29 protein-coding genes and 3 pseudogenes are annotated in these 26,992 nt (G+C 53.3%); 12 read left to right on the plus strand and 20 right to left on the minus strand.

Translation table 11 applies throughout. The features are described from left to right. Window positions 1-132: 132 nt before the first annotated feature. The 4 genes and pseudogenes from invH to NA389_RS12680 form a co-directional block, all read left to right on the plus strand. Window positions 133-576: an SPI-1 type III secretion system invasion lipoprotein InvH gene (invH, locus tag NA389_RS12665; RefSeq protein ID WP_000715100.1), complete on the plus strand. Its 444-nt coding sequence runs from the start codon at window positions 133-135 to the stop codon at window positions 574-576. 431 nt (window positions 577-1,007) lie between these two features. Further along, on the plus strand, window positions 1,008-1,457 hold the full coding sequence (locus tag NA389_RS12670) for an STM2901 family protein (RefSeq protein WP_000381617.1): 450 nt from the start codon (window positions 1,008-1,010) through the stop codon (window positions 1,455-1,457). Then, window positions 1,442-1,789 (plus strand): DUF1493 family protein, encoded by a 348-nt coding sequence (locus NA389_RS12675; RefSeq protein ID WP_001555786.1) that lies wholly within the window; start codon window positions 1,442-1,444, stop codon window positions 1,787-1,789. The genes NA389_RS12670 and NA389_RS12675 overlap by 16 nt, the downstream gene beginning before the upstream one ends. A 49-nt stretch (window positions 1,790-1,838) precedes the next feature. After that, window positions 1,839-1,931 (plus strand): annotated as a pseudogene (locus tag NA389_RS12680) (GNAT family N-acetyltransferase); the annotation flags it as partial. 72 nt (window positions 1,932-2,003) lie between these two features. On the opposite strand, the pseudogene NA389_RS12685 reads toward NA389_RS12680, so the two are convergent. After that, a pseudogene (locus NA389_RS12685) lies at window positions 2,004-2,429 on the minus strand (transposase); the annotation flags it as partial. Window positions 2,430-2,655: 226 nt separating this feature from the next. Between NA389_RS12685 and pphB the strand changes: the two are divergent. Then, window positions 2,656-3,312: a protein-serine/threonine phosphatase gene (pphB, locus tag NA389_RS12690; RefSeq protein WP_000420448.1), complete on the plus strand. Its 657-nt coding sequence runs from the start codon at window positions 2,656-2,658 to the stop codon at window positions 3,310-3,312. A gap of 170 nt (window positions 3,313-3,482) precedes the next feature. On the opposite strand, the gene NA389_RS12695 is transcribed toward pphB, so the two are convergent. The 3 genes and pseudogenes from NA389_RS12695 to NA389_RS12705 form a co-directional block, all read right to left on the minus strand. Next, the gene (locus NA389_RS12695) at window positions 3,483-3,977 is read right to left on the minus strand and encodes a hypothetical protein (protein WP_000424939.1); all 495 of its coding nucleotides are present in this window, start codon (window positions 3,975-3,977) and stop codon (window positions 3,483-3,485) included. Window positions 3,978-4,003: 26 nt separating this feature from the next. Further along, a complete protein-coding gene (locus NA389_RS12700; RefSeq protein ID WP_000445914.1) occupies window positions 4,004-4,672 on the minus strand; it encodes a hypothetical protein in 669 nt (222 codons plus the stop codon). 584 nt (window positions 4,673-5,256) lie between these two features. Further along, window positions 5,257-5,655 (minus strand): annotated as a pseudogene (locus tag NA389_RS12705) (cytoplasmic protein); the annotation flags it as partial. 158 nt (window positions 5,656-5,813) lie between these two features. On the opposite strand from NA389_RS12705, the gene mutS reads away from it, so the two are divergent. Beyond that, complete coding sequence (gene mutS, locus NA389_RS12710; protein ID WP_001005801.1) at window positions 5,814-8,381, plus strand: DNA mismatch repair protein MutS; 2,568 nt, start codon at window positions 5,814-5,816, stop codon at window positions 8,379-8,381. 55 nt (window positions 8,382-8,436) lie between these two features. On the opposite strand, the gene NA389_RS12715 is transcribed toward mutS, so the two are convergent. Both NA389_RS12715 and NA389_RS12720 read right to left on the minus strand, forming a co-directional pair. After that, entirely contained in the window at window positions 8,437-8,817 is a 381-nt protein-coding gene (locus NA389_RS12715) for a DUF4440 domain-containing protein (protein WP_001070480.1), read from the minus strand. Beyond that, window positions 8,814-10,022: an MFS transporter gene (locus NA389_RS12720; protein ID WP_000222409.1), complete on the minus strand. Its 1,209-nt coding sequence runs from the start codon at window positions 10,020-10,022 to the stop codon at window positions 8,814-8,816. Before NA389_RS12720 ends, NA389_RS12715 begins: the two co-directional genes overlap by 4 nt. Before the next feature lie 87 nt (window positions 10,023-10,109). On the opposite strand from NA389_RS12720, the gene NA389_RS12725 reads away from it, so the two are divergent. Further along, window positions 10,110-11,042 carry a LysR family transcriptional regulator gene (locus NA389_RS12725; protein ID WP_079917054.1) on the plus strand — a complete coding sequence of 311 codons (933 nt, stop codon included), beginning with the start codon at window positions 10,110-10,112 and terminating at the stop codon, window positions 11,040-11,042. Between the two features lie 41 nt (window positions 11,043-11,083). Here NA389_RS12725 and NA389_RS12730 read toward each other — a convergent pair whose 3' ends face one another. The 6 genes from NA389_RS12730 to ltnD are packed head-to-tail and all read right to left on the minus strand — an operon-like array spanning window position 11,084 to window position 17,162. Further along, window positions 11,084-12,580: a GntP family permease gene (locus NA389_RS12730; RefSeq protein ID WP_000202719.1), complete on the minus strand. Its 1,497-nt coding sequence runs from the start codon at window positions 12,578-12,580 to the stop codon at window positions 11,084-11,086. After that, window positions 12,577-13,527: a D-erythronate dehydrogenase gene (gene denD / locus NA389_RS12735; RefSeq protein ID WP_001165732.1), complete on the minus strand. Its 951-nt coding sequence runs from the start codon at window positions 13,525-13,527 to the stop codon at window positions 12,577-12,579. The genes NA389_RS12730 and denD overlap by 4 nt, the downstream gene beginning before the upstream one ends. 39 nt (window positions 13,528-13,566) lie before the next feature. Beyond that, window positions 13,567-14,343: an HPr family phosphocarrier protein gene (locus NA389_RS12740; protein WP_001136897.1), complete on the minus strand. Its 777-nt coding sequence runs from the start codon at window positions 14,341-14,343 to the stop codon at window positions 13,567-13,569. 4 nt (window positions 14,344-14,347) lie between these two features. Next, complete coding sequence (otnC, locus tag NA389_RS12745; protein ID WP_000209068.1) at window positions 14,348-14,986, minus strand: 3-oxo-tetronate 4-phosphate decarboxylase; 639 nt, start codon at window positions 14,984-14,986, stop codon at window positions 14,348-14,350. After that, window positions 14,983-16,245, minus strand: coding sequence for a 3-oxo-tetronate kinase (gene otnK, locus NA389_RS12750; protein WP_000912491.1), 1,263 nt, complete (start codon window positions 16,243-16,245; stop codon window positions 14,983-14,985). Before otnK ends, otnC begins: the two co-directional genes overlap by 4 nt. After that, window positions 16,239-17,162 (minus strand): L-threonate dehydrogenase, encoded by a 924-nt coding sequence (ltnD, locus tag NA389_RS12755; protein ID WP_000206961.1) that lies wholly within the window; start codon window positions 17,160-17,162, stop codon window positions 16,239-16,241. Before ltnD ends, otnK begins: the two co-directional genes overlap by 7 nt. Before the next feature lie 196 nt (window positions 17,163-17,358). On the opposite strand from ltnD, the gene ygbI reads away from it, so the two are divergent. After that, window positions 17,359-18,123 carry a DNA-binding transcriptional repressor YgbI gene (gene ygbI, locus NA389_RS12760; RefSeq protein WP_000613179.1) on the plus strand — a complete coding sequence of 255 codons (765 nt, stop codon included), beginning with the start codon at window positions 17,359-17,361 and terminating at the stop codon, window positions 18,121-18,123. Between the two features lie 18 nt (window positions 18,124-18,141). Here ygbI and NA389_RS12765 read toward each other — a convergent pair whose 3' ends face one another. After that, complete coding sequence (locus NA389_RS12765; RefSeq protein ID WP_000423338.1) at window positions 18,142-18,546, minus strand: MarR family winged helix-turn-helix transcriptional regulator; 405 nt, start codon at window positions 18,544-18,546, stop codon at window positions 18,142-18,144. A gap of 170 nt (window positions 18,547-18,716) precedes the next feature. On the opposite strand from NA389_RS12765, the gene NA389_RS12770 reads away from it, so the two are divergent. Genes NA389_RS12770 through NA389_RS12780 form a run of 3 tightly spaced genes read left to right on the plus strand, consistent with a single transcriptional unit; the run spans window position 18,717 to window position 20,984 of the window. After that, on the plus strand, window positions 18,717-19,310 hold the full coding sequence (locus tag NA389_RS12770; protein WP_001237180.1) for a non-oxidative hydroxyarylic acid decarboxylases subunit B: 594 nt from the start codon (window positions 18,717-18,719) through the stop codon (window positions 19,308-19,310). Beyond that, the gene (locus tag NA389_RS12775) at window positions 19,310-20,737 is read left to right on the plus strand and encodes a non-oxidative hydroxyarylic acid decarboxylases subunit C (RefSeq protein WP_000863168.1); all 1,428 of its coding nucleotides are present in this window, start codon (window positions 19,310-19,312) and stop codon (window positions 20,735-20,737) included. The genes NA389_RS12770 and NA389_RS12775 overlap by 1 nt, the downstream gene beginning before the upstream one ends. A 10-nt stretch (window positions 20,738-20,747) precedes the next feature. Then, window positions 20,748-20,984, plus strand: a complete 237-nt coding sequence (locus NA389_RS12780) for a non-oxidative hydroxyarylic acid decarboxylases subunit D (RefSeq protein ID WP_000562967.1) — start codon at window positions 20,748-20,750, stop codon at window positions 20,982-20,984. Window positions 20,985-21,028: 44 nt separating this feature from the next. Here the strand turns inward: NA389_RS12780 and rpoS are convergent, their stop codons facing one another. Together rpoS and nlpD are read right to left on the minus strand one after the other, a co-directional pair. Beyond that, window positions 21,029-22,021, minus strand: coding sequence for an RNA polymerase sigma factor RpoS (gene rpoS / locus NA389_RS12785; RefSeq protein ID WP_000081498.1), 993 nt, complete (start codon window positions 22,019-22,021; stop codon window positions 21,029-21,031). Window positions 22,022-22,083: 62 nt separating this feature from the next. Then, complete coding sequence (gene nlpD / locus NA389_RS12790) at window positions 22,084-23,166, minus strand: murein hydrolase activator NlpD (RefSeq protein ID WP_223163312.1); 1,083 nt, start codon at window positions 23,164-23,166, stop codon at window positions 22,084-22,086. Here nlpD and NA389_RS12795 point away from each other — a divergent pair. Continuing rightward, complete coding sequence (locus tag NA389_RS12795; RefSeq protein WP_223148970.1) at window positions 23,096-23,254, plus strand: peptidase; 159 nt, start codon at window positions 23,096-23,098, stop codon at window positions 23,252-23,254. The genes nlpD and NA389_RS12795 overlap by 71 nt on opposite strands. A 138-nt stretch (window positions 23,255-23,392) precedes the next feature. On the opposite strand, the gene NA389_RS12800 is transcribed toward NA389_RS12795, so the two are convergent. From NA389_RS12800 to ispD, 5 genes are read right to left on the minus strand one after another with little or no spacing between them, the layout of a single operon-like run. Then, window positions 23,393-24,019 carry a protein-L-isoaspartate(D-aspartate) O-methyltransferase gene (locus tag NA389_RS12800; RefSeq protein ID WP_000253542.1) on the minus strand — a complete coding sequence of 209 codons (627 nt, stop codon included), beginning with the start codon at window positions 24,017-24,019 and terminating at the stop codon, window positions 23,393-23,395. Beyond that, the gene (gene surE, locus NA389_RS12805; protein WP_001221538.1) at window positions 24,013-24,774 is read right to left on the minus strand and encodes a 5'/3'-nucleotidase SurE; all 762 of its coding nucleotides are present in this window, start codon (window positions 24,772-24,774) and stop codon (window positions 24,013-24,015) included. The genes NA389_RS12800 and surE overlap by 7 nt, the downstream gene beginning before the upstream one ends. After that, on the minus strand, window positions 24,755-25,804 hold the full coding sequence (truD, locus tag NA389_RS12810) for a tRNA pseudouridine(13) synthase TruD (RefSeq protein ID WP_000134249.1): 1,050 nt from the start codon (window positions 25,802-25,804) through the stop codon (window positions 24,755-24,757). The genes surE and truD overlap by 20 nt, the downstream gene beginning before the upstream one ends. Continuing rightward, entirely contained in the window at window positions 25,801-26,280 is a 480-nt protein-coding gene (gene ispF, locus NA389_RS12815) for a 2-C-methyl-D-erythritol 2,4-cyclodiphosphate synthase (protein ID WP_001219244.1), read from the minus strand. The genes truD and ispF overlap by 4 nt, the downstream gene beginning before the upstream one ends. Next, window positions 26,280-26,990, minus strand: coding sequence for a 2-C-methyl-D-erythritol 4-phosphate cytidylyltransferase (gene ispD, locus NA389_RS12820; protein ID WP_000741644.1), 711 nt, complete (start codon window positions 26,988-26,990; stop codon window positions 26,280-26,282). The genes ispF and ispD overlap by 1 nt, the downstream gene beginning before the upstream one ends. Window positions 26,991-26,992: the final 2 nt, after the last annotated feature.

Below are 26,992 nucleotides of genomic sequence, written 5' to 3' on the forward strand. Positions count from 1 at the left end.
TAATTATTTATATCAGAAGTTTTTTTTGCTAGCATTCCTGAAACGCATTCGCCCCCTTATCACTATTGTCAGATAACGTTCTGACGGTTGTGTAAAAACATTGTGCCTCATTCTTCTGTAGTTGGAGTTAATATGAAAAAATTTTATAGCTGTCTTCCTGTCTTTTTACTGATTGGCTGTGCCCAGGTGCCCCTCCCTTCCTCCGTGAGCAAACCGGTACAGCAACCTGGCGCTCAGAAAGAGCAACTGGCCAACGCAAATAGTATTGATGAGTGTCAGTCTCTTCCGTATGTGCCGTCAGACCTTGCGAAGAATAAATCATTATCAAACCAGAACGCTGATAATTCCGCATCAAAAAATAGCGCAATCAGCTCAAGCATTTTTTGCGAAAAATATAAACAAACCAAAGAACAGGCGCTCACCTTCTTCCAGGAACATCCACAATACATGCGTTCGAAAGAAGATGAAGAGCAACTCATGACCGAATTTAAAAAAGTTTTACTTGAACCAGGAAGTAAGAATTTAAGCATATATCAGACGTTACTTACTGCCCATGAAAGACTGCAAGCCTTATAAGGCCATATCACAGTTGGCTGAACTCATCATGATATAATTAAGACCATATTTTGCATTGCCACTTAATATCAATATAATTATTATAGCTATGGTCACTTTTACGGTTGGCCATTTGTCTCTTACGTTGCATTTATCAATCTGCTTTTTGATACAGCAGCACCTCGCTGCTGCTTTTTTTATTTGCGATAAAGAACTGCCTCCCAGACTCGGGAAAATAGCCGAAACTTATACTGACAAACTATCGTCTCGTATATCGCGGTAAACTGACATCCCCCTCTTTCTCCACATGTTGGCATTCTTACGATATCCCATCCACTTTTCGCGGATAACGTTCTTTTTACCTGTGACAGCGTATTGACTACCAGGCTAGTATAGCGGCAGAAACGTCCCGATGTCTGGAATGAATGGCAAACAGTCTATAAGGTGATTGAATGGATACGACAGAAGAACTAAACGGAACCTACTTCTACCACGGACAATCGAACCTGTCAGCAGGTGAACTATTTGATGTAATTTTCCTTGAGCAATTTTGTGATGAACCTGGGATTGGCATTGAGTCAGGTGCTGCTATCCTCGCCGGGCAACCGTGGTTAAAAACCAGAACGAAACCGGGAGAGGCAATCAAAGGGACAAGTGTTATCTCCAGGTATGGGAGAATGCTTTTACGAAATGCACGAACTCCTTTTGGTATTAGAGTTCCTACACCCGTTGGTATAAGAATGCGAAAAACAAATAATCTTGCCGCAGTCATAGCACGATATGTTCCATGGTTAGGTTGGGTTGGTCTTGTGAATTCAATTTACCAGGTATCAAGGAGAACTCAGGCAAAATACAACCTAATAGCACGCCCTAAAGATCGTATACAATGGACATCCTTTTGATGGACACAATTCAGCAAGAGGTGTTAGCACTCTTCCGTGAAGAGATTCCCGGATATTTAGACAGCAATTGGAAAGAAATCCCTTTAGAACTTGATTCTGATTTATTTGAAGCTCCAGGCGATGACCTGCATGAAGCTTTGGATAAATTTGAAAAAAAATTTAATGTAGATTTATCACAAGTTAAATGGTCGTGTTATTTTCCCTGGGAGAATACTCCACTGCTTACACGATGGTTTAAATTAAAACGGGAAGATGTAGAACGAACTCGTACACCTTTAACAATCAGAATGTTTTCTGAGTCAGCGAAAGCTGGGAAATGGCTTTATGATTAGTGAAAAATATGTCGAATTAATCAGGAGTTAATTACTATGAATTTTGTTATTTGGCGCAGTATCATTAAACGATCAACCCCTTTCCTTGTTGCTGTCGTTTAAAACGCTTTATGCTACTTTATCTGCATCTGGTAGGTTATGACAACATGAGGCTTTGTTGAATAATTCAGAATCGGCCAACGATAAGGATACAGGACTCCCACCGGAGCACTCGTTATACGAGCCTGACGCTGGTCGACATTGCCAACAACATCATCCGGTTCAGCGCTTTGAGCATCGCCATCGCTTCACCCACCTGCGCGTCATAGTTTCGCAGGCTCAGATGGCCGCCCAGCAAGGTTTTGATACGGAACATGACCGTTTCCGCTACTGAACGACGGTGATGGCCCACTTTCTTTTTCCAGACCTCATTGCTGCCGCTCAGATGTTGATTCGCCACCGCGTGGTTACGCTCATGGTACTTGTCCGGCCAGTATTGCGCACCGCTTCGTGGCGGGATTAGCGGCCTGATTTTTTTCCGCAATAACACATCATGGCAATAGCGCGTGTCATAAGCGCCGTCAGCCGAGGCTTCCCTGATTTTACGGTGAGTCTGGCTAATCAGCCCCGGCAGTGCCTGCGTATCCGTCGTGCCGCTGAGCGGGAAAGTATGCCTTTGCAATTAATCAGGAAAGTGTTGCGCGAGAAATCGTGCATCTTTCAAGCACATCGTTTACTTTAATTAACCGATTCATAAAATATATATTCTCTGTTGATTTCTAGCTTGTAGGTTATTTTAATAACTGTGTATTTTAAACAATAAAAATTAATATTACCCTACTTCTTTGTTATAATACCAGCCTCCAAAATTGTGCTATAGGAACATCATGGAATTAATCCGTTATGCTGACATCAACAGCGATCTCTATCGCCACATTTGGGTCGTTGGTGATATTCATGGATGTTACTCCTTATTGTTAACCAGACTGGCTCAATTACATTTCTCTCCTGATACCGATCTCTTGATCTCCACTGGAGATAACATTGATCGAGGAAAAGAAAACCTTGAAACACTGAGACTGTTAAATACCCCATGGTTTATTTCTGTAGTGGGTAATCATGAAGCTATGGCGCTTGACGCTTTTGAAACACAGGATGGCAATTTCTGGTATGTAAACGGTGGTTACTGGTACGACTCGGTCACCGAAAAAGACAGGCAAGAAGCCACTGAGCTATTACTAACTTTTAAGCAGCGTCCTCACATCATAGAGGTTGAAACGTCCTCAAAGAAGTACGTGATTGCCCATGCCGATTATCCAGATGACAGCTACGATTATGGGAAGCAAGTTGATATTGATAGCGTTCTATGGTCACGCGATCGTCTGCTTGGTTCGTTACAGGGGAATATCCATCCAATACGCGGTGCGGATACTTTCATCTTCGGCCATATGATTGTTGACTACACAACAACATTCGCCAATCAAATCTACATTGACACAGGTTCTTTCTGTTCAGGCAATCTGTCTTTTTTTAAAATAAAGTAATCTGGAAATAGAATTATATAATATCAACCCTCCCTGCATTATGGGCAATGATATAGCCTTCAATAAGTACCATTGCCCATTCGTAATAGCGTCTAAATTTCGCGTTTTTCTGCCCATTTCAGCATTAAGATCGCAGGCCAAAAAACGAAGCCGTAATCCGACGCAGGTAGTTACTCGATCGCCTGAGACGAGTAAAGATCGCACATCTCAAGATACCTATCGGAAGAAAGCGCAATAACCGTGGTGGCGAAATGGATCGGCTTGCCTTCATGCAACACAATCTTAATACCGGCGGCGGCCGGGATGAAGTTAATGCTCTGTGAATGCCAGGTGTTTTCGGCGATATTTGTCCAGGCCGCGAATTTGCCATTACAGAAGCGAATACCTTCACGACTGATGGTGACTGCCGGCTTTGCCGCGCTTAAAAATGTGCGAGCCAGGCGCACAATAAATAACAGACTGCCGCAACAAATAAGTCCCATAAAGACGGCACCGCCAGTTTTGGGCTCCTCGGGATCGGTGGCCATACTCACCGCCAGCGCAATAAAAACTCCCATCATACAAATCCAGAACACAATACCAACCAACATTTTAGATCTGGAATAATAGATATTGAACTCCACAGGCATGTTTTGCTGGCTGGTTTTTGATACATACAGTTCCATTGATTCATCCTTGTATAAAAATGTCGTCAGGCGGGTAAACGCTGGGAAAGAAAGTTGAGCAGCAGCGGCTCATTGACGATAGTGGAGCGGTCGATTTTGCAGATCCGGCCCGTAGCGGTGCTAATCATCAGATAGCTCATTGAACTGCCAGCACCCTCCTCGCGCTGGGTGCGAATACTGGCGATCTGCGCATACGGCACCGCCCGGTTTTTGTGTTCAAGCCGATCCGCCAGCGCGGTCACTTTGCCGAATTTAAGACGTCCATCGGCGGCGAGGCGCGCACCCAGCGCAGAACCGTGTCGCCGGACAAGTTCAGCAGCCAGTCGGTCGTAAATTCCGTTGCCATCGTTCCAGAAATCAAGGTAGATGACGTACTTCTTGCCGCCACTGTGGCGCAAGATGAGTTTGTCGGATTGGTGGAGCAGACGCATTGATTCAAGCGCATCGTAATGGATAACCCGATGCCCGGCCTGCAACGCGGTTTCGGTTAACGTCATCCTGCGTGGCGTAAACAGAAACAGAACTGTGACGCTGAATTTCCAGATGATAAACAACAGGCCCACCAGTAGCGATATACCGGAAAGCCGATAATTCACGGTGGCTGTTGCTATGCTGAGAATAAAAAAACCGATCCCGATAGCAAACCATTTCAGCTCCGAAAGCGAAAGATGCCGGGTGTATTGACGACTTTCCATGATGGTATGGTATCCCTGATTTTACTGTCGGCGTATTACGTCAGGTTGAGTAAGGAAGCTATATCCGTTATGTTTTAAGTTATATACACTTCATCCTTCAGGCTGCCGGAGCAACTATTGTACGCTCCCGGAGATTAATGAGAGACATCCTGCCTCTCACCGAAGACCAACCACGAGCCTATACACCATTCGGTGTAAATGCCTTTCTCAGAAGTGAACGTCCAGGCGGCTACCGAACCCGAGCGTGATAATAAAGCGACTCGTTGTCATGAGCCAGTCCCTTAGCGACATTGTCCATTTTCGGATGTCGGCCTGAATTGCCAGTCACACGACCTTTTTCACTGACTCGTCCGTCGGAAACACTGTACGCTTTTGATAGCATGTTGGTTATCTATGCAGGAAATGCGAGTCTGGTTTTTCTTCAGCAGACGATCGAACGGGCTGAGATCTTCAGGTATTTTGAGATTTTGGCCAGTGCATTAGCCAGATCCTGCAACTGTTTTCGTCCATAAAGCAACCAGCTTTTGATGTTGAATCGAACATATCAAAATCAGGCAATTACACAATTTTAATTACAGTCTCATTTTGAGTTCGGAAGCATCCGTTTCCCTCTTAATTTTGTTGGGATTTCTCTTTGTTGCGAGCATGGTCTGAACTAATTGCCTGGTTACTTGCCTTGTTTCGTCAATATTTGGAAAATCGAACACATTTCCAACTTTTACTTTCAAGACAGAACTTGGCTTCCTACCCTCACTGACATTACGATCTGACGAGGCTACTCTTCGCTGGATTACGTAGGTTTTTTTCGTCAAACTGGCTTTTACCCCGAAACCAGCAGGAGCTTCTCTGTGGTCATCGAAAACAATGTAGAGTTTTTGAGCTGGGTTAGCTTCGAAAACGATTTTTCCAGAGCGACTGAGCGCAGACTTAACATTGATACTTAACTTGTTGATAATGAAAGGCTGGCTGAGAGTTGTTTTCAAAGTATCACCCCTGTTGTAGTCCAGGAATGATGAGAATGTAACCTGTCACATTTTAGGCTACAGGTGAGCTACAAATTTATGGGTTTATGTGAGTTTATAAGGGTTTTCCCCGGGGCCACATGAGCACTTGAAAGAATAAAAAAACGAGTAAAATCAATATGAATGAGTCATTTGATAAGGACTTCTCCAACCACACACCAATGATGCAGCAGTATCTCAAGCTGAAAGCCCAGCATCCGGAGATCCTGCTCTTTTATCGTATGGGAGACTTTTACGAGCTGTTTTATGACGACGCAAAGCGTGCGTCGAAGTTGCTCGATATTTCGCTGACCAAACGCGGCGCATCGGCTGGCGAACCTATCCCTATGGCGGGTATCCCGCACCATGCCGTAGAAAACTACCTCGCGAAACTGGTCAATCAGGGCGAATCCGTCGCTATTTGCGAACAGATTGGCGATCCGGCCACCAGCAAAGGTCCCGTTGAACGTAAGGTCGTGCGTATCGTTACGCCTGGCACCATCAGCGATGAAGCCCTGTTACAGGAGCGTCAGGATAACCTGCTGGCGGCTATCTGGCAGGATGGTAAAGGCTACGGTTACGCCACGCTGGATATCAGCTCCGGGCGCTTTCGTCTGAGCGAACCCGCCGACCGTGAAACGATGGCCGCAGAGTTGCAGCGCACCAATCCCGCCGAACTGTTGTATGCCGAAGATTTTGCTGAAATGGCGTTAATAGAGGGACGCCGGGGTCTGCGCCGTCGCCCGTTGTGGGAGTTTGAGATTGATACCGCCCGCCAGCAGTTAAATCTGCAATTCGGTACGCGGGATCTGGTCGGTTTCGGCGTCGAAAATGCCTCGCGTGGATTATGTGCGGCAGGCTGCCTGTTACAGTACGTAAAAGATACCCAGCGCACCTCCCTGCCGCATATTCGTTCCATTACGATGGAACGCCAGCAGGACAGCATCATTATGGATGCCGCGACCCGCCGCAATCTGGAAATTACCCAAAACCTGGCCGGCGGTGTCGAAAATACCCTCGCCGCGGTGCTTGACTGTACCGTGACGCCAATGGGTAGCCGAATGCTTAAACGCTGGCTGCATATGCCGGTACGAAATACCAACATATTGCGTGAACGCCAGCAGACCATCGGCGCCTTGCAGGACACCGTCAGCGAACTGCAACCGGTGCTGCGTCAGGTCGGCGATCTGGAGCGTATCCTTGCGCGTCTGGCGCTGCGCACCGCGCGTCCGCGCGATCTCGCCCGAATGCGTCACGCCTTCCAGCAACTGCCGGAATTGCACGCTCAGCTTGAAACCGTTGACAGCGCGCCGGTACAGGCGTTACGTAAAAAAATGGGCGATTTCGCCGAGCTGCGCGACCTCCTGGAACGCGCCATTATTGACGCGCCGCCGGTACTGGTCCGCGACGGCGGCGTTATTGCGCCCGGCTACCATGAAGAGCTGGACGAATGGCGCGCGCTGGCGGACGGCGCCACCGATTATCTCGATCGTCTGGAAATTCGCGAACGCGAGCGTACCGGGCTGGATACGCTGAAAGTCGGCTATAACGCGGTACATGGTTATTACATTCAGATTAGCCGTGGTCAAAGCCATCTGGCGCCCATCAATTATGTGCGTCGCCAGACGCTGAAAAATGCCGAACGCTACATTATTCCTGAGCTAAAAGAGTACGAAGATAAAGTTCTGACCTCGAAAGGCAAAGCGCTGGCGCTGGAAAAACAGCTATATGACGAATTGTTTGATCTGCTGTTGCCGCATCTGGCCGATTTACAGCAGAGCGCCAACGCGCTGGCGGAGCTGGATGTGCTGGTTAACCTGGCCGAACGCGCCTGGACGCTGAATTACACCTGCCCGACATTTACCGATAAACCCGGAATCCGTATTACCGAAGGTCGCCACCCGGTGGTTGAACAGGTACTGAATGAGCCGTTTATCGCTAACCCGCTCAATCTGTCGCCGCAGCGCCGGATGTTGATCATTACCGGCCCCAATATGGGCGGTAAAAGTACCTATATGCGGCAAACGGCATTGATCGCCCTGCTGGCCTATATCGGCAGTTACGTTCCGGCGCAAAACGTGGAAATCGGCCCCATCGACCGTATTTTTACCCGCGTCGGCGCAGCGGATGACCTGGCCTCCGGGCGTTCGACCTTTATGGTGGAGATGACCGAAACCGCGAACATTCTGCATAATGCCACGGAAAACAGTCTGGTATTGATGGATGAAATCGGGCGCGGTACCTCCACGTATGACGGGCTGTCGTTGGCCTGGGCCTGCGCGGAGAATCTCGCGAATAAGATTAAAGCGTTAACGCTGTTCGCTACCCACTACTTCGAGCTGACCCAATTACCGGAGAAAATGGAAGGCGTGGCAAACGTCCACCTGGATGCGCTGGAACACGGCGATACTATCGCGTTTATGCACAGCGTGCAGGACGGCGCGGCAAGTAAGAGCTATGGCCTGGCGGTCGCGGCGCTTGCGGGCGTCCCTAAAGAAGTCATCAAACGCGCGCGCCAAAAACTCCGCGAGCTGGAAAGCATCTCGCCCAATGCGGCGGCAACGCAGGTGGACGGCACGCAAATGTCGTTGCTTGCGGCCCCGGAGGAGACATCGCCTGCCGTTGAAGCGCTGGAGAATCTCGATCCGGACTCCCTGACGCCACGCCAGGCGCTGGAGTGGATCTATCGGCTGAAAAGTCTGGTGTAAACGTGTCGGGCCCGATAGCGGCGCGTTATCGGGCCCACGCGCCGGAACAGGCTTTTCAGGCTGTGACTGTCGTTTCGTGTAAATGACGCCAGACTATCCGTCCTCTTTCCCTTTTTAAAATGACCGTCGACCAGCGTACCGTCTCAGCCTGGCCCGGCAGTTGCTGGCGCTCACGATAACGCAGCGCGGCACCTTCCGGCCACTCCGCCACAAGGTCAATGTGCTCAACCACGATAACCAGCCCCGGGCGACACGCGCGCTGCGCCTGGAAAAAAGCGCCCAGCGCCGGATAATCCAGACAAATACCTCCTGGCGTTATCATCGTAAAATCAACAGCAAAACGCGCTATCAACGCCTCCAGGCTACCCACCCCCTTACTAAGCCAGTTCTCAATCGCCGCATGGGCATGAATAATTTCTTCTTTATATGGATTCATGATCTTTCCTTTTTCAGGCACAGAAGCGCCTGTCTATTGTTTAGACAGACAGCGTAAATAAGGGGCAGCAGGGTGATACCGGCGGCGGCAATAAAGGTCCAGCGATAAGCAACCTCAAGCGACATAACGCGCTGGAGCGCGTTTAACAGCAGCGTCAACAGCGTCGCGCCAAGGAAAAAGCTGAGCTGACGATTAAGATTCCATAGCGCGCTGGCGTCAGGCATGTCCCGGCGAGCAATAGTCAGGAAAGCGCCACTCTGCGCGGTACTGCTGCACAAACTGCCGCCAGCGCCCATTAAGGCGAATATCATCATCAGTACACGGTGCGATGTCGCAGGCGTAACGTTAGTTAAAAGCAGTATCCCTGCGGCCTGAAGAAGACAGCCGACGATAATCAGCGGACGCGGCCCAAGCCGATTGAAGTAACGTCCGGTAAACATAATGGCGACAAATGAAGCGATCGACCAGGGGAGCATCAGCGACCCCGCCGCCGCAGGCGATAGCTGCGCGACGTTCTGTAGATAAAACATCCCGACCACGCTGATACCAATGAACATACCCGGCACACACAGATAGACGATCATGGCAAAACGCAGCAGCCTGTCCGTCAACAACGGCAGATGGAGCAATCTTGCTGACGCCATTGTCGTCGAAGCGACATTCAGCCAACAATAAGCGAGCAATAAAGTGAGAACGGCCACCGGCAGCGTGGCAAAGAATATCCAGCGCCAGCCGCACGTTTCCACCAGCAGCCCGCCAATCGCAGGCGAACATGCCGGCGCCAGTAGCGCCACCATCATGACAACCGATGACACGCCAGCGCGTTCATGCGGTTTAAACTGTTGCCAGGTTAACGCCTGACCAACCGGGATCAATAAGCCACCGCCCACCCCCTGCACAATACGCCAGAAAACAAGGCTGTGTAAGGAATCGGCAAAACCTGCGGCAGCGGCGGCAACGCTAAACAGAATGAGCGAAAATATGATCAGCCGTCGTGCGCCGAGATAACGCGAAAGAAACGCGCTAAACGGAACGATCAGCGTTAATCCTGCGATATAACCGTTACTCACCCATGCCAGCGCCGATATGGACGTATGCAGATCCACGGACATCGCAGGAAAAGCCACGCTGGCAATAAACAGATTAATCAGATCAAGAAAGAAGCCGAGCAGGTAAACCACTGCCACTTTACTGCGATACGTCATTATGCATCCTCCGTCAGAGGCGCTAATGTAGCCGTCCGGAGAAAGCCAGATAAGTCCGCGCTTCAACGATATACTGTCAAAATAATTTTGACAGTAAAGGAGCTCGCCATGCTCAATTTGCAGCGTATGTCGCTGTTTATCGCCGTGGTAGATAGCGGCAGCTTCACGGCCGCTGCCGCCGCATCGGGCCAAACAAAAGCGGTAGTGAGCTTTAATATTCGGCAGCTTGAAAAAGAGCTTGGCGTAACGTTACTGCTACGTTCCACCCGACGACTGACGCTCACAGACGCCGGCGTCCTCTTTTACCAAAAAGGCGTGAATTTACTCAACGCCGCGAAAAATTTGCAGGATGAAGTGCGTGCCAGCCATAGTGGGCTGGGCGGCGAGTTACGTATTACCACTACGCCCGAGTTTGGCGAACAGGTGGTCATTCCGGTACTGGCGCAGTTTAGTCAGCGCCATCCCGATCTCCGTATTCGGCATATGTCCTCATCACATCATGCCGATTTAATTGCCGAGCGCTTTGATGTGGCGATTCGGCTTGGCTCGCTGGCGGACTCCCGCTATCGCGCCGCGCTGATATCCCGCTTTACCATTCTGCCGGTCGCCGCGCCGCAGTGGCTCGCCCGCCACCCCGTGTCGTCACTGGAGTCGTTGGCCCATGCGGAATGGATTATTCATGAGCGATTACCTACGCCGCTACGGTGGACAGTAACGAATAATCATGGCCAACACTCACGCCTGGAGATAAGCAAAGCCGGCAAAATTTCTGTCGACAGCGCGCGCTCGCTGATGGCCTTCGCTCTCGCGGGAAGCGGCGTCGCATTACTGCCGCAATGGTTAGTCAACACCGCACTGGAGGATGGAACGTTAATTCACGTGTTACCCGACTATCAATTTCCCCGTCAGGGCATTTATGCCGTTTACCCCGACGCCCGCCATGTATCGACAAAAGTACGCGCATTTATTGATTTTTTACGTTCGCAATGGGATTGCGGGGAGCACGCCCCATCATCGTAGCCAGTCCGGGAGCATTGCGCTCCCGGACGGATAATACCGTCTTAATCCTTAACTACCAGCTTGTCTTTGATCCCCTGCGCCTGCCAACGCACCCACAGCATAATTGCCGCCAGAACGACGATCGGCAGTAACGGATCGAGCCAACTGCCGCCGGAACCAAACAGCAGGTTAATCAGCGCCACGCCGGTGCCGCCAATCGCCCAGGCAATGGTCGTCGGTACAGACCAAACCACCATCTGCTGTTTGACATCAGAGACGCCCATCATGCGGTTAACCACCCAGAACAGGCTGTCGTTGAAGTAGCCGAAGAACAGCGACCCCATCGTTGCGGCCTGAGCGGCAAGCAACATATTGATGCCGGGGATCTGCGCCAGGATCGGCGCGGAAATCGAGGCGGCAGTGATCATCGCCACCGTCCCCGATCCCTGAATCAGGCGTACCAACGTCGCCACGATAAACGGGATCAGGATCGGCGAGATCGGCAGGTTGGCAACCTGCTCCGCCAGCTGTTGCCCCGCGCCGCTGTCGCGCAGGATCGCGCCCAACGCGCCGCCAGCGCCCGTGACCAGTAAGATAATCCCGGCGCTTTGCAAGCCCTCTTCCAGACGCTCTGCGGTGGTATGTTTATCCATACGCGGCACCAGCGTATACACCGCCAGCAGAACGCTGATGGCCAACGCGATCACTGGACTTCCCACAAAGTTGATTGCCTGTACCACCGGATGCGTCGCCAGGCCGGACCATCCTTCTATGGTGGCGAGGGTGGAACAGATAGCCTTCAGGAAGATCAGCACGATCGGCACCACAATAGGCAGCAGAGAGAGCGTCAGGCTCGGCAGATCCTTTTGCTCTTTCTCTTTATTGTACTGCTCCAGCGCGGCATTGACTTCATCGGCGTTCAGCGTGCGCGGCACGAAATCAGGGTAGCGTTTATCCAGCCACTGCGCATAGAACACAATGCCGATCACACAGGGCACCGCCAGCGCCATCCCGGTCAATAACATTGCGCCGATGTCGACGTTAAAAATTCCGGCTACCCCCAGCGGGCCTGGCGTGGGAGGTACCGTATGGTGAGTGACCACCAGCCCGCCCGCCAGCGCGACGCCCAGCGTCAGTAGCGAACGCTTACCGCTTTTCGCCAGCGCTTTCGCCACCGGATAAAGAATGACAAAAGCGGAATCGACGAAAATGGGGATGCTGACAATATAACCCGTGATCGCCAGCGCCCACTCTTCACGGCGTTTCCCCAGCCATTTGATAAAGCTCCAGGCGATACGCTCCGCCGCGCCGGAAACCTCCAGCAAGCGCCCCATCATTACGCCGAGACCAATCACCAGGCCAATGCTACCCAGCGTCGTACCGAATCCGCTGGTGATGACAGAGAGCGTTTTATCAATGCCCATTCCCCCCAACAGACCGGCGATACAGGCCGCCGCCAGCATCGCGATCAGCGCATGAACACGGGTGCGTAACACCAGCCATACCAGCACGAAAACGGCAACGATCAGGCCGATAATTGGGGTCGGTAAACTTGTCATGACCTCCCCTCCATATCATCTTGTCGAAAGCGTTCGATAATGTCATCGAAGCGTTTATCGGCGACAAAACCTAACGCCAGCGCACGCTGGTTATCGATACGTCCCGGCCAGGAGGCGACAATTTTCTCGACGCCTTCATCGCGCTGATGCGTAACCCGATCGCGCGCCGCCTGACCGCCCACCTGACGCAACGTTTCCAGCATCTCGCCCACGGTTACGCTGATCCCCGGTAAGTTGATGCTGCTCGCCCCGCCAGGCGCGGGTAACGTTGCGGCCAGCGACAGGTTATGGATCACCGTCGCTGGGCTGGAAATCCACAGCCACAAACTTTCCGACACCGGGCAGACGGTCGTCTCGCCCTGCAACGGTTCACGAATAATCGCACTGACAAAAGAAGAAGCGGCGCGGTTTGGTTTACCCGGGCGAACACAGATCGTCGGCAAACGCAGCGCCAGCCCATCCACATAGCCTTTGCGGGTATAGTCGTTGACCAACAGTTCACAGGCGGCCTTCTGCGCGCCATAAGACGAGCGCGGCGTGAGCGCGGTGGTATCGGTGACGCATTCCGGCAGCGTACCGCCATAAACGGCAAGCGAGCTGGAGAAGACAAAACGAATTTTCTGCGGTTGTCGACGACACGCCTCAAGTAACTGGCGGGTAAGATCCAGGTTAACTTTCCATCCCAGATCGAAATCGTCTTCCGCATGACTGCTGACAATCGCAGCGAGATGATAAACAACAGAGGTATTAGCGGTAATCACATTCTCCAGCACGCCCGGCTGGGTTAAGTCAGCCTCCAGGCAGCGTAAACGAGGAGAATCTGATAACCGTGCAGGCATTTTTAAATCAACAAGAAGCAGTTCGTTAAACGCCAGCGATGAGTTTAATAAGGCGCTTGCGAGTTTCTGGCCTAAAAAGCCGCCCCCGCCGGTAATGATAATCTGCATCCGGATGTCCTCTTTATTGTTGTGTAGGGTAGTTCAGGGTTAGCGCCAGGCGTTAAACCAGCCAAGCCCGTCCTGAGTGGTATTCCGTGGTTGGTATTCGCAGCCTATCCAGCCGCGATAACCGACGTCATCGAACAGCCGGAACAGCCACGGGTAGTTGATCTCGCCATCATCCGGTTCATGTCTGTCCGGTAGCGAAGCGATTTGTACATGGGCATAGCGGCCCGCGTACTCGCGAATCAGGTGACTCAAATTGCCATCCACTTTTTGCGCGTGGAAAGTGTCGAGCTGGATGAATACATTCGGGCGGTTAGCCTCTTCTGCGATGCCCAGCGCCTGATATTGGCTGGAAAAGAGGTAGCCGGGTTTAACGCCGGGACTCAGCGCTTCGATCAAAATACGTTTATCGTGGGCGGCAAACCGGTCGGCGGCATAACGCAAATTATCGATAAACGTGGCGCGATAACGTGCGCCATCAGCGCCATCCGGCACTACGCCCGCCATGATGTGAACCTGCTCACATTCCAGCGCCAGAACGTATTCCAGAGCCAGATCGATATCGGCGCGCGCGTCGTGTTCGCGCCCCGGTAGCGCGGCGCGTCCCCACTCGCCCGCCGCGGTATCGCCCGCCGAAGTATTAAACAGCGCCAGCGTCAGATCATGACGCGATAGCTGGGCTTTAATCTCGCTGGCGGCAAAGTCGTAGGGGAACAGAAACTCAACGGCCTGAAAACCGGCTTCGGCAGCGGCGGCAAAACGCTCGATAAACGGCACTTCGGTAAACATCATCGACAAATTGGCGGCAAAACGCGGCATCGGGTTATCTCCTTAACTGCGCAATTTCTTCGGTGGTTAAATAACGAATCGGGCGTTCGCCAAGGATAAAAATCAGCTTTGCCGTCTCTTCCAGCTCCTCGGTATTATTAGCGGCTTCCTGCAAATTCTCCCCGCACACGACCGGCCCATGATTAGCCAGTAAAAAGGCCTGATGCCGGGCCGCCAGCGCAGCCAAATCGCGGGCAATTCGGTCATCCCCCGGGCGATAGTAGGGAACCAGCGGAATGTCTCCCATCCGCATCACCACATAGGGGGTAAACGGGCGAATCACATTTTGCGGGTCCAGCCCTTCGAGACAGGAAAGCGCCGTTGACCAGGTGCTGTGCAGATGTACCACGGCCTTGCAGCAAGGGTTATTGCGATACAACGCCAGATGAAAACGCACCTCTTTAGACGGTTTATCGCCGCTGAGCCATTCGCCCTGCGGGTCCACTTTGGATAGCCGCTGCGGGTCGAGATTACCCAGACACGAACCGGTGGGCGTCGCCAGAATATTGCCGTCCGGCAGTAACAGCGAGAGGTTGCCTGCCGAGCCGGTGGCATAGCCGCGCTGGAAAAACGAGGCGGCTATCCTGACCATTTCTTCTCGCAAAGCGTGCTCTTCTTTTGCCAGTGTCGTCATATCTGAAACTCCCTTTGAGCGCGGATGAAAAAGGATTCATCGCCAAAATTGCCTGACTTTAGCGCCAGTGAGACTGGCGCATGGAGCGCGTTGACCCACGGCACGCCGGGTGAAATGCACGGTCCAATGTGAAAACCGGTAATACCGAGGCTTTGCGTCACCACGCCCGAGGTTTCGCCGCCCGCCACGATAAACCGGGTGATACCGCCTTCCGCTAAGCGAGCGGCCAGCAGGGAAAAGAGCGCCTCTACCGCATGGCTGGCTTCGGTAGCGCCATATTGCTGCTGGATGGCGGCCAGCGCCTGCGTGGAGGCGGTGGCGCTAATCATTGGCGCCAGTTCGCTGTCCTGACTGAGCACCCACTGCGCCAGCGCTTCAGCGTAGGCCTCGCGCGTCTCGGATGACAGGCAGCGCGCCACGTCAACGTCGCGTGTGGGAGCATGTTGTCGATAGAAGGCCACCTGCTGATTCGTCATTTGCGAACAGGAACCGGAAAGCACCACCGCGCGACCGCTCAGCGGATAGCCTGCGGAACGGGCCTGAGAAACGCCGTGCTTCGCCCACTGACGCGACAGCCCCATTGCCAACCCGGAACCGCCAGTCACCAGCGGGGCATCACGCAAAACCTCGCCCTGGATTTCCAGGTGCCGCTCATTGAGCGCGTCAAGTACTGCGTAGCGATATCCTTCCTGCTGTAAACGCGACAGCGCCGCACGGGTCGCGGCAACGCCTTCATCAAGCGTCTGAGCCGGAATAACGCCGCAGCGCCCTTGCGCCTGCGCTTCCATCAGACGCGGCAGGTAGCTGTCGGTCATCGGATTGATAGGGTGGTGGCGCATACCGGACTCCGCCAGCAAGTGGTTCATGACAAACAGATAGCCCTGATAAACCGTGCGTCCGTTAACCGGCAGCGCGGGAGAAATCACGGTAAATGAGGTATCCAGCGCCACCATCAGCGCATCGGTGACCGGGCCGATATTGCCTTCGGCGGTACTATCGAAAGTCGAGCAATATTTGAAATAGACTTGCTGGCAGCCCTGTTTTTTCAGCCATACCAGCGCCGCCAGCGATTGTTTTATCGCCTCTTGCGCCGGGCATGAGCGGGTTTTCAGGCTGATAACCACCGCGTCGCACCCTTCCGGTTGCGTCCCGGTTGGGACATCATTGATCTGCACTGTCGGCATCCCGTTTTCGACCAGAAAACTGGCGATGTCGGTCGCGCCGGTAAAATCATCGGCAATGACGCCAATTTTTAACATGACGGCTCCTCAGGCGTGACGCCAGGCAGAGTAATCCCTGAGAAAATTTTGATCACAGCGCTGTCATCCTCTTTGCCATAACCGGCGTTACTGGCGCTGGTGAACATATTTAACGCCGTAGAGGCCAGCGGTAAGGGGAAGCGCAGCGCTTTCGCCGTGTCGGCAACCAGCCCCAAATCTTTGACAAAAATGTCGACGGCCGAACGCGAGGTATAGTCGCCATCAACGACATGCTGCATACGGTTTTCGAACATCCAGGAGTTTCCGGCGGCATGGGTCACGACGTCATACATCACGTCCAGAGGAATACCGGCCCGCGCGGCCAGCGCCATCGCTTCGGCCGCCGCCGCAATATGCACGCCAGCCAGCAGTTGATGAATAATTTTGACGGTTGAGCCTGCGCCCGGCGTATCGCTGATGCGATAAACGTTGCTGGCAACGGCGTCCAGCACGGGCTTCAGGCGGGTAAACGCCGCCTCGCTCCCGGAGGCCATCACCGTCATTTCGCCCTGCGCCGCTTTTACCGCGCCGCCGGAAACCGGCGCATCCAGCATGTTAAGATTCAATGCCGTCAACGCCGCGGCGATCTCTTGCGCGTCGGCGCTTGAGATCGTAGACGAAACCATCACCGCGCTTCCGGGTTTCATCAGATGGGCGACGCCATCCTCACCGAATAACACCTGTCTGACCTGGGCGGCATTGACGACCAGAATGACTAACGCATCCACGACGCCGGCGAACTCCCTGGCGCTGGCGGCAGCCCCACAAGCCCCTTCAGCGAGAAGATTCGCGCACGCTTGCGGGTTAAGATCGGCCCCCCATGTGGAAAGCCCGGCGCGCAGGCATGAACGCGCAGCGCCCATTCCCATTGAGCCAAGCCCCACAATGCCGACATGAAAATCAGTTCCTGTTGTCATTATCACTCCATGTTAATTTACGTGATATTATGTTTTGTTATGTGAATATAGGCGTTTTTGTAAACAATTGCGGTGAGTTGTTTCACAAAAAATAACAAAATGTGTTATTTTTTGTGAAGGCAATCCTCATAGAACTTCACACGCAGTGACGAGAAATCGCGTAAAATCGCGACAGGACTAAAGAAAGGAGCAGACGTTGATACCTACTGAGCGTCGACAAATCATTCTTGATATGGTGGCGGAGAAAGGCATCGTCAGTATCGCTGAACTGACCGAGCGCATGCATGTATCCCACATGACTATCCGCCGTGATTTACAAAAACTGGAGCAGCAAGGCGCGGTAATCCAGGTCTCTGGCGGCGTGCAATCATCGACTCGCGTGGCGCACGAACCCTCGCATCAGATCAAAACCGAACTGGCGACGCCGCAGAAAGCGGCGATTGGCAAACTGGCCGCCAGCCTGGTACAGCCAGAAAGCTGTATCTACCTTGATGCAGGTACTACCACGCTGGCGATTGCCAGGCAGCTGGTTACGATGAATAAACTTACGGTGGTGACGAATGATTTCGTTATCGCCGATTACCTGATGGACAATAGCGATTGCACAATTATTCACACTGGCGGGGCGGTATGCCGGGAAAACCGGTCGTGCGTCGGTGAAGCCGCGGCGACGCTCTTGCGCGGGTTGATGATTGACCAGGCCTTTATTTCCGCCTCTTCCTGGAGCGTGCGCGGTATTTCAACGCCGGCAGAAGATAAAGTCACGGTGAAACGGGCCGTCGCCAGCGCCAGCCGCCAAAAAATTCTGGTGTGCGACGCGACCAAATACGGCCAGGTCGCTACATGGCTGGCGTTACCGCTGGCGGAATTCAACCAAATCGTCACCGATGACGGCCTGCCGGAAAGCGCAATTCGGGCGCTGGCCAAAGTGGATATCTCACTGCTGATGGCCAAACAATAGCAAAGCGGCGCAAGCCGCTTACGTCATCATCTTGCGTACCAGTTGCGTAAACTGTTCGCGTTCTTCAGCGCTCAGTCGCCCCAAAAACTCATCGTCAACGCGATCCCCCAGTGGTATCGCGGCGGCGAGCAACGTTTGGCCCTGAACGGTGAGATAGACAAAACGCCGACGTTTATCCAGCGGATCGTTTTCTCGCTTTACCAGCCCACGATTTTCCATCCGGCTTAACATCTCCGCCAGCGTCGCTTTAGTGCTGACCGCCGCTTCAGTCAGATCGACCTGTTCAATACCCGGATGTTCAGCAATAACGCGCATCACCGCATATTGAGGTTTGGTGAGCTCCGGTAGTTCATGCTGCCAGCGTGCGGTATGTTGCTGAAAAAGTTGGCGTAACAAATGAAACGCGGTGTTTCGTAACTCCATGAGCGCTCCGGATAAATTAACTTTTTCTATCATAACGACTTATGCACGGTTTTTTAATGACGAATGCTTTAGCTAAACGTGCGCAGGCGTCGGGAGCGATCTTGTCGCAAAGGCCGTGTGGGCGTATTTTGATCAAAATGTTCGTATACGAACGATATTTGAGGTAAGAAATGAGATTGATTGTGGGGATGACCGGTGCGACCGGCGCGCCGCTTGGCGTCGAGCTACTCCAGGCATTGCGGGCGATACCTGATGTTGAAACGCATCTGGTAATGTCAAAGTGGGCGAAAACCACTATTGAACTGGAGACGCCCTACACGCCCGCTGAGGTAGCCGCCCTGGCAGATTATTGTCATAGCCCGGCCGATCAGGCGGCGACCATTTCCTCCGGCTCATTTCGTACCGACGGCATGATTATTATCCCCTGCAGTATGAAAACACTGGCGGGGGTTCGCGCCGGCTATGCCGAGGGGCTGGTGGGACGCGCTGCCGATGTCGTGTTGAAAGAGGGTCGCAAGCTGGTGCTTGTGCCGCGGGAAATGCCGCTCAGCACGATTCATCTGGAAAACATGCTTGCGCTTTCTCGTATGGGGGTGGCGATAGTGCCGCCCATGCCCGCGTTCTATAACCTGCCGCAAACCGTTGACGATATTATCCAGCACATCGTAGCGCGCGTTCTCGACCAGTTTGGTCTGGAGCATACGCGCGCGCGCCGCTGGCAAGGACTGCGACAGGCAGCAAATTTTTCACAGGAGAATGGATAATGGCATTTGATGATTTGCGTAGTTTTTTACATGCGCTGGATCAGCAGGGACAACTGCTGAAAATCAGCGAGGAAGTGAATGCGGAGCCGGATCTCGCCGCCGCTGCCAACGCAACGGGACGCATCGGCGATGGCGCGCCCGCGCTGTGGTTTGACAATATTCGTGGTTTTACCGACGCCCGCGTGGCGATGAATACCATCGGTTCCTGGCAGAACCATGCCATCTCACTGGGTTTGCCGCCTAACACGCCGGTTAAAAAACAGATCGATGAATTTATTCGCCGCTGGGACAATTTTCCGGTAGCACCGGAACGACGGGCGAATCCGGGCTGGGCGGAAAATACCGTCGACGGCGACGCAATCAACCTGTTTGATATCCTGCCGCTGTTTCGTCTGAACGACGGCGACGGCGGATTCTATCTGGATAAAGCCTGTGTGGTATCACGCGATCCGCTCGATCCCGATAACTTCGGCAAACAGAATGTCGGCATCTACCGTATGGAAGTTAAAGGCAAGCGTAAGCTGGGTCTGCAACCAGTGCCGATGCATGATATCGCATTGCACCTGCACAAAGCTGAAGAGCGTGGCGAAGATCTGCCGATTGCGATCACGTTGGGTAACGATCCGATCATTACCCTGATGGGCGCAACGCCGCTGAAATACGATCAGTCAGAGTATGAAATGGCAGGCGCGCTGCGTGAAAGCCCCTATCCTATCGCCACCGCGCCGCTGACCGGTTTTGATGTGCCGTGGGGATCTGAAGTCATTCTTGAAGGGGTCATCGAAAGCCGTAAACGTGAAATTGAAGGACCGTTCGGCGAATTTACCGGCCACTATTCCGGCGGTCGCAACATGACCGTGGTGCGTATCGATAAGGTCTCTTACCGCAGCAAACCCATTTTTGAATCGCTCTATTTGGGGATGCCGTGGACGGAAATCGACTACCTGATGGGGCCGGCGACCTGCGTGCCACTGTATCAACAGTTGAAAGCCGAATTTCCGGAAGTGCAGGCGGTAAACGCCATGTACACCCACGGCCTGCTGGCCATCATCTCAACCAAAAAACGCTACGGCGGCTTTGCCCGTGCGGTGGGCCTGCGAGCGATGACGACGCCGCACGGTCTGGGATATGTGAAGATGGTGATCATGGTCGATGAAGATGTCGATCCATTCAATCTGCCACAGGTGATGTGGGCGTTGTCGTCGAAAGTGAATCCGGCAGGCGATCTGGTACAGCTACCGAATATGTCCGTCCTGGAACTGGATCCGGGCTCAAGCCCGGCGGGGATTACCGACAAGCTGATCATTGACGCCACCACGCCGGTTGCGCCAGATAACCGTGGTCACTATAGCCAGCCGGTTGTTGATTTACCGGAAACTAAAGCCTGGGCTGAAAAGCTGACCGCCATGCTGGCCAACCGTAAATAAGGAGTAACCGATGATTTGTCCACGCTGTGCCGATGCACATATTGAACTCATGGCGACTTCGCCGGTAAAAGGAGTCTGGACGGTATATCAGTGTCAGCATTGTCTGTATACCTGGCGCGATACCGAACCGTTACGTCGTACCAGCCGCGAACACTATCCACAAGCGTTTCGCATGACGCAAAAAGATATTGATAACGCGCCAATGGTGCCGAGTATCCCGCCGCTGCTGGCAGAAGACAAACGGTAAAAAAAAGGCCAGTCTGTCGACTGGCCTTTTTTTGACAAGGGTACTTACTCGCGGAACAGCGCTTCGATATTCAGCCCCTGCGTCTGCAGAATTTCGCGCAGACGGCGCAGGCCTTCAACCTGAATCTGACGAACACGTTCACGCGTAAGACCGATTTCACGGCCTACATCTTCCAGTGTCGCAGCTTCATATCCCAGCAGACCGAAACGGCGCGCCAGCACTTCACGCTGTTTGGCGTTCAGTTCGAACAACCATTTGACGATGCTCTGTTTCATATCATCATCTTGCGTGGTGTCTTCCGGACCGTTCTCTTTTTCATCGGCCAGGATGTCCAGCAACGCTTTTTCGGAATCACCGCCCAGCGGGGTGTCTACCGAGGTAATGCGCTCGTTGAGACGAAGCATACGGCTGACGTCATCAACCGGTTTATCCAGTTGCTCTGCAATTTCTTCCGCACTCGGTTCGTGGTCCAGTTTATGCGACAACTCACGTGCGGTGCGCAGGTATACGTTCAGCTCTTTAACAATGTGAATCGGCAAGCGAATCGTACGGGTTTGGTTCATAATCGCCCGTTCGATTGTCTGGCGAATCCACCAGGTTGCGTATGTTGAGAAGCGGAACCCGCGTTCCGGGTCAAACTTCTCGACTGCACGGATAAGCCCCAGGTTGCCCTCTTCAATCAGGTCCAGCAACGCCAGTCCACGATTGCCATAACGGCGGGCAATTTTTACCACCAGACGCAGGTTACTCTCAATCATGCGACGGCGAGAAGCGACATCTCCACGCAGTGCGCGACGCGCAAAATAGACTTCTTCTTCGGCTGTTAACAGTGGTGAATACCCAATCTCACCAAGGTAAAGCTGAGTCGCGTCCAACACACGCTGTGTGGCCCCTTGCGATAACAGCTCTTCTTCAGCCAGGTCGTTATCACTGGGTTCCTCTTCACTCAAGGCTTTTTCGTCAAAAGCCTCTACTCCGTTCTCATCAAATTCCGCGTCTTCATTTAAATCATGAACTTTCAGCGTATTCTGACTCATAAGGTGGCTCCTACCCGTGATCCCTTGACGGAACTAGCAAGTCAAAGCCTGGTTCCGCCGCTTTATCGCTGCGGTAAATAACGCAGCGGGTTTACGGATTTCCCCTTGTAACGAATTTCAAAATGCAAGCGTGTAGAGCTGGTGCCGGTGCTACCCATAGTAGCGATTTTTTGCCCCGCCTTAACTTCCTGTTGTTCCCGGACCAGCATCGTATCATTATGGGCGTAGGCACTCAGGTAATCATCGTTATGTTTGATGATAATAAGATTACCGTAACCACGCAGCGCGTTACCGGCATATACGACGCGCCCATCAGCGGTTGCGACGATAGCCTGTCCCTTACTGCCTGCAATGTCGATCCCTTTATTGCCCCCTTCGGAAGCGCCAAAGTTTTCGATCACTTTGCCATCCGTCGGCCAGCGCCATGCGGAAATCGGCGCGCTGGTTGACGTACTGCTTGCATTTGGTTCGGTCGTGCTTACCGTTGGTGCCGTTACAGGCGCTGTGACAACCGTCCCAGCAGGCTTGTTGTTTGGCAACATTTTGTTAGCACTTTGTTCACCTGAGCCCTCAGAATACGTAATTGTTGGTTGAGACGCAACTGCAACGGTGGAATTTTGTGCAGACCTGGTCACAACTCCTTGCTGTGCTGCATCCGCCTGGGTGATCGCATTTCCGCCAGTAATTGGCGTACCGGATGCGTTACCAACTTGCAAAGTTTGCCCTACATTCAGGCTATACGGGGCAGGAATACTGTTTCTCTGGGCCAGATCGCGGAAATCGTTCCCGGTAATCCAGGCGATGTAAAAAAGCGTATCACCCTTTTTCACGGTGTAAGTACTGCCACCCGTATAGCTACCTTTCGGAATATTCCCATACTGGCGATTGTATACGATTCGCCCATTTTCCATCTGCACGGGCTGTTCCGCGACCGGTTGAGTTTGCATGGGCTGCGTTACAGGACGCTGAACGGGTTGAATTTGCGGCGCTTGTTGCGGCGTTTGTTGCGTCGTCGCGCCCATTTTTGGCGGCGGTGTGATCAACATCCCGGAATTGGTATTTGATGACGAACCACTGTCCACAGACGTAACCGGCGCCGGAGGGTTTGACGAACTGGTACAACCTGCCAGCCATAGTGAAACCAGTGATAGTGCCGCAATGCGACTAACGGTGAATTTTGGGCTTCCCGCGCTCATTTATCCCCCAGGAAAAAATTTGGTTAACAACCAGTGACGTAAGAACCGTGCAACGCATTAAGTGAACACGGGAAAATGTGTTCACGATACGCTTAACCCACCGGGAATAACCAGGAAAACTCCAGGTATTCGTTTCGGCTTCATCAGGCGTAATAGTGGGTGTTTGCAGGGCAAACTAGGCCAGCTCTCCCTTGACTAACGGGACGAAGCGAACGGCCTCCACGGTATCGATAATAAATTCGCCGCCCCGGCGACGCACGCGTTTCAAAAACTGCTGCTCATCGCCCACGGGCAGAACAAGAATGCCGCCTTCATCCAACTGTGCCATGAGCGCGGTAGGAATTTCCGGCGGCGCGGCCGTCACAATGATAGCGTCAAACGGCGCACGCGCCTGCCAGCCTTGCCAGCCATCGCCATGACGGGTAGAAACATTATGTAAATCGAGCTGCTTCAGGCGGCGGCGCGCCTGCCATTGCAGCCCCTTAATCCGCTCAACGGAGCAAACGTGATGCACCAGATGCGCCAGAATCGCCGTCTGATAGCCGGAACCGGTGCCAATTTCCAGCACCCTGGACTGCGGCGTCAGTTCGAGCAGTTCCGTCATTCGCGCCACCATATAGGGCTGCGAAATCGTCTGACCCTGGCCTATCGGCAAAGCGATATTTTCCCAGGCCTTATGTTCAAACGCTTCATCAATAAATTTCTCGCGCGGCACTGCGGCAAGCGCATTAAGCACCAGCTCATCTCTGATGCCCTGCGCGCGCAATTGTTCAAGAAGAGCCTGTACACGTCCACTTACCATTGCGTGCCAACTCCCACGCTGTCTAACCAGTCTGAAACCACATCATGCGCGCTGTGCGCGGTTAAATCCACATGCAACGGCGTGACGGAGACGTAGCCTTCATCCACCGCCGCGAAATCGGTATCCGGCCCGGCATCGTATTTATCGCCCGGCGGGCCAATCCAGTACAATGTATTACCGCGCGGATCTTCCTGCGGGATTACTTTATCCGCTGGATGACGGCTACCACAGCGAGTCACGCGGATGCCTTTAACCTGCGCTAACGGTAGATCCGGGACATTCACGTTGAGAATACGCCCAGTACGCAACGGCTCCCGGCTTAACCCTCGCAAAAGCGCGCAAGTCACGGCTGCAGCCGTATCATAATGCTGATAGCCGTTAAGGGAGACCGCTAATGCCGGAAAGCCGAGATGACGACCTTCCATCGCCGCGGCGACTGTACCGGAATAGATCACATCATCGCCCAGATTCGGACCCGCGTTAATACCGGAAACGACAATATCCGGACGCGGACGCATTAAGGCATTAACGCCCAGATAGACGCAATCGGTCGGCGTCCCCATCTGTACGGCGATATCGCCATTATCAAAGGTAAAAGTACGAAGCGAAGATTCCAGCGTGAGGGAATTAGACGCGCCGCTGCGGTTACGATCCGGGGCTACGACCTGTACATCAGCAAACTCACGCAGCGCTTTCGCCAGCGTTTGTATACCGGGCGCGTGAACCCCGTCATCGTTACTCAGCAATATGCGCATAATCACCCATTGTGTTGATCAGTTCCCTTACTACGCTGGTGGCAAAACTGCCTGCGGGCAGCCAGAAACGTAACTCGACGGTAACGTCATCCCACCAGTTCCAGCTTAATTGTTGCGGATAAAGCAGCATCGCTCTGCGCGACGCCTCTACTTTTTCGCGCAGCAGCAGCGATTGCAACACCGTTTCCTGGGCAATGGCATCTTGCTCAAACGCCAGCGCCGCACGCTGTGTTCCCCACTCTCCGCTGCCCGGCAACGACGCTGTAATCATCAGCTCTTTTTCGTCTACCCGGCGCTGCAATTCAGGCAGTTCTTCAGATGTCGCGACGAACCAGCTTCCACGCCCCGCTAATTGTAGCGCATCGCCGTCAACAACTTGATTAAAGTCTGGTTTCTTCAGCCGCTGGTGAACAATTTGATTAAACAACGCGCTACGTGCCGCCGACAACCAAAAACTGCGTTTATTGCGATCGCGCACCGGCGCGTTACTTTGCGCCCAGCGCAGCGCGCCCTGCAAGTTGCTGCCGCCAATGCCGAATCGCTGTGCGCCGAAATAGTTCGGCACGCCGCTATCGCGAATCGCCTGCAATCGTGTTTCGACATCGCGGCGATCGCTTATTTCACGCAACACCAGAGTAAAGGCATTGCCTTTCAGCGCGCCTAAACGCAGCTTACGCTTGTGACGCGCGTATTCCAGCACTTTACAACCTTCCAGCTGAAAGGCGCTGAAATCGGGCATCTCTTTCCCCGGCACGCGCGCGCACAGCCACTGCTCGGTAACGGCGTGTTTATCTTTTTGCCCGGCAAAGCTCACTTCGCGAGCGTGAATTTTCAGGAATTTCGCCAGCGCGTCAGCGACAAAACGGGTATTGCAACCGTTTTTCAAAATACGCAGCAGAATGTGCTCGCCTTCACCATCCGGCGTAAAGCCTAAATCTTCAACCACCACAAAATCTTCCGGATTCGCTTTCAGCAATCCGCTACCTTGTGGTTTTCCGTGCAGCCAGGTGAGATTGTCAAACTCTGTCATTTCGCCGCCTTCATCAGCAACGCGACCGCTTCGCAGGCAATGCCTTCTCCGCGTCCGGTAAATCCGAGCTTTTCTGTCGTCGTCGCCTTCACGTTAACGTCATCCATATGGCAGCCGAGATCTTCGGCGATAAAGACACGCATTTGCGGAATATGCGGCAGCATTTTCGGCGCCTGCGCAATAATGGTGACATCCACGTTGCCGAGGGTGTACCCCTTCGCCTGAATACGACGCCAGGCTTCACGCAGTAGTTCGCGGCTATCCGCTCCCTTAAATGCCGGATCGGTATCCGGGAAGAGCTTGCCGATATCGCCAAGCGCCGCCGCGCCCAGCAGCGCATCGGTCAGCGCATGTAACGCCACATCGCCATCGGAATGCGCTAATAGCCCTTTTTCATAAGGGATACGCACGCCGCCAATGATAATCGGCCCTTCTCCGCCAAACGCGTGTACGTCAAAACCGTGTCCAATTCGCATTATGCTTTCTCCTGGTGGATGGTTCGGGTCAGATAAAATTCCGCCAGCGCCAGATCTTCCGGACGGGTGACCTTGATGTTATCCGCGCGACCTTCTACCAGCGCCGGATGAAAACCACAATACTCCAGCGCTGACGCTTCGTCGGTGATGGTCGCGCCTTCATTCAGCGCACGCGTCAGACAATCGTGCAAGAGTTCGCGGGGGAAAAACTGCGGGGTGAGCGCGTGCCATAAATCGGCGCGCTCTACGGTATGGGCAATAGCGTTTTTCCCTGGTTCGCCGCGTTTCATGGTGTCGCGCACCGGACTGGCGAGGATACCGCCGACCCGGCTGTTTTCGCTGATGGTCAGCAACCGCGCAAGGTCATCCTGATGCAAACAGGGTCTTGCCGCGTCGTGCACCAGCACCCACTGCGCCTTTGCAACGGCCTGTAACGCGGCCAAAACGGAATCAGCGCGTTCGTTGCCGCCATCCACAACGGTGATTTGCGGATGATTCGCCAGCGGAAGTTGGGCAAAGCGATGATCGCCAGGGCTGATAGCAATAACAACGCGTGTCACCCGAGGATGCGCCAGCAGCGCATGAACTGAGTGCTCCAGAATGGTTTTATTACCGATTGAGAGATACTGCTTAGGACATTCTGTTTGCATTCGGCGGCCAAATCCGGCAGCCGGCACCACGGCGCAAACGTCCAATAAAGTGGCTGCCATGT

This window comes from Salmonella sp. NW645 (assembly GCF_051703725.1).
GTDB lineage: Bacteria > Pseudomonadota > Gammaproteobacteria > Enterobacterales > Enterobacteriaceae > Salmonella > Salmonella enterica.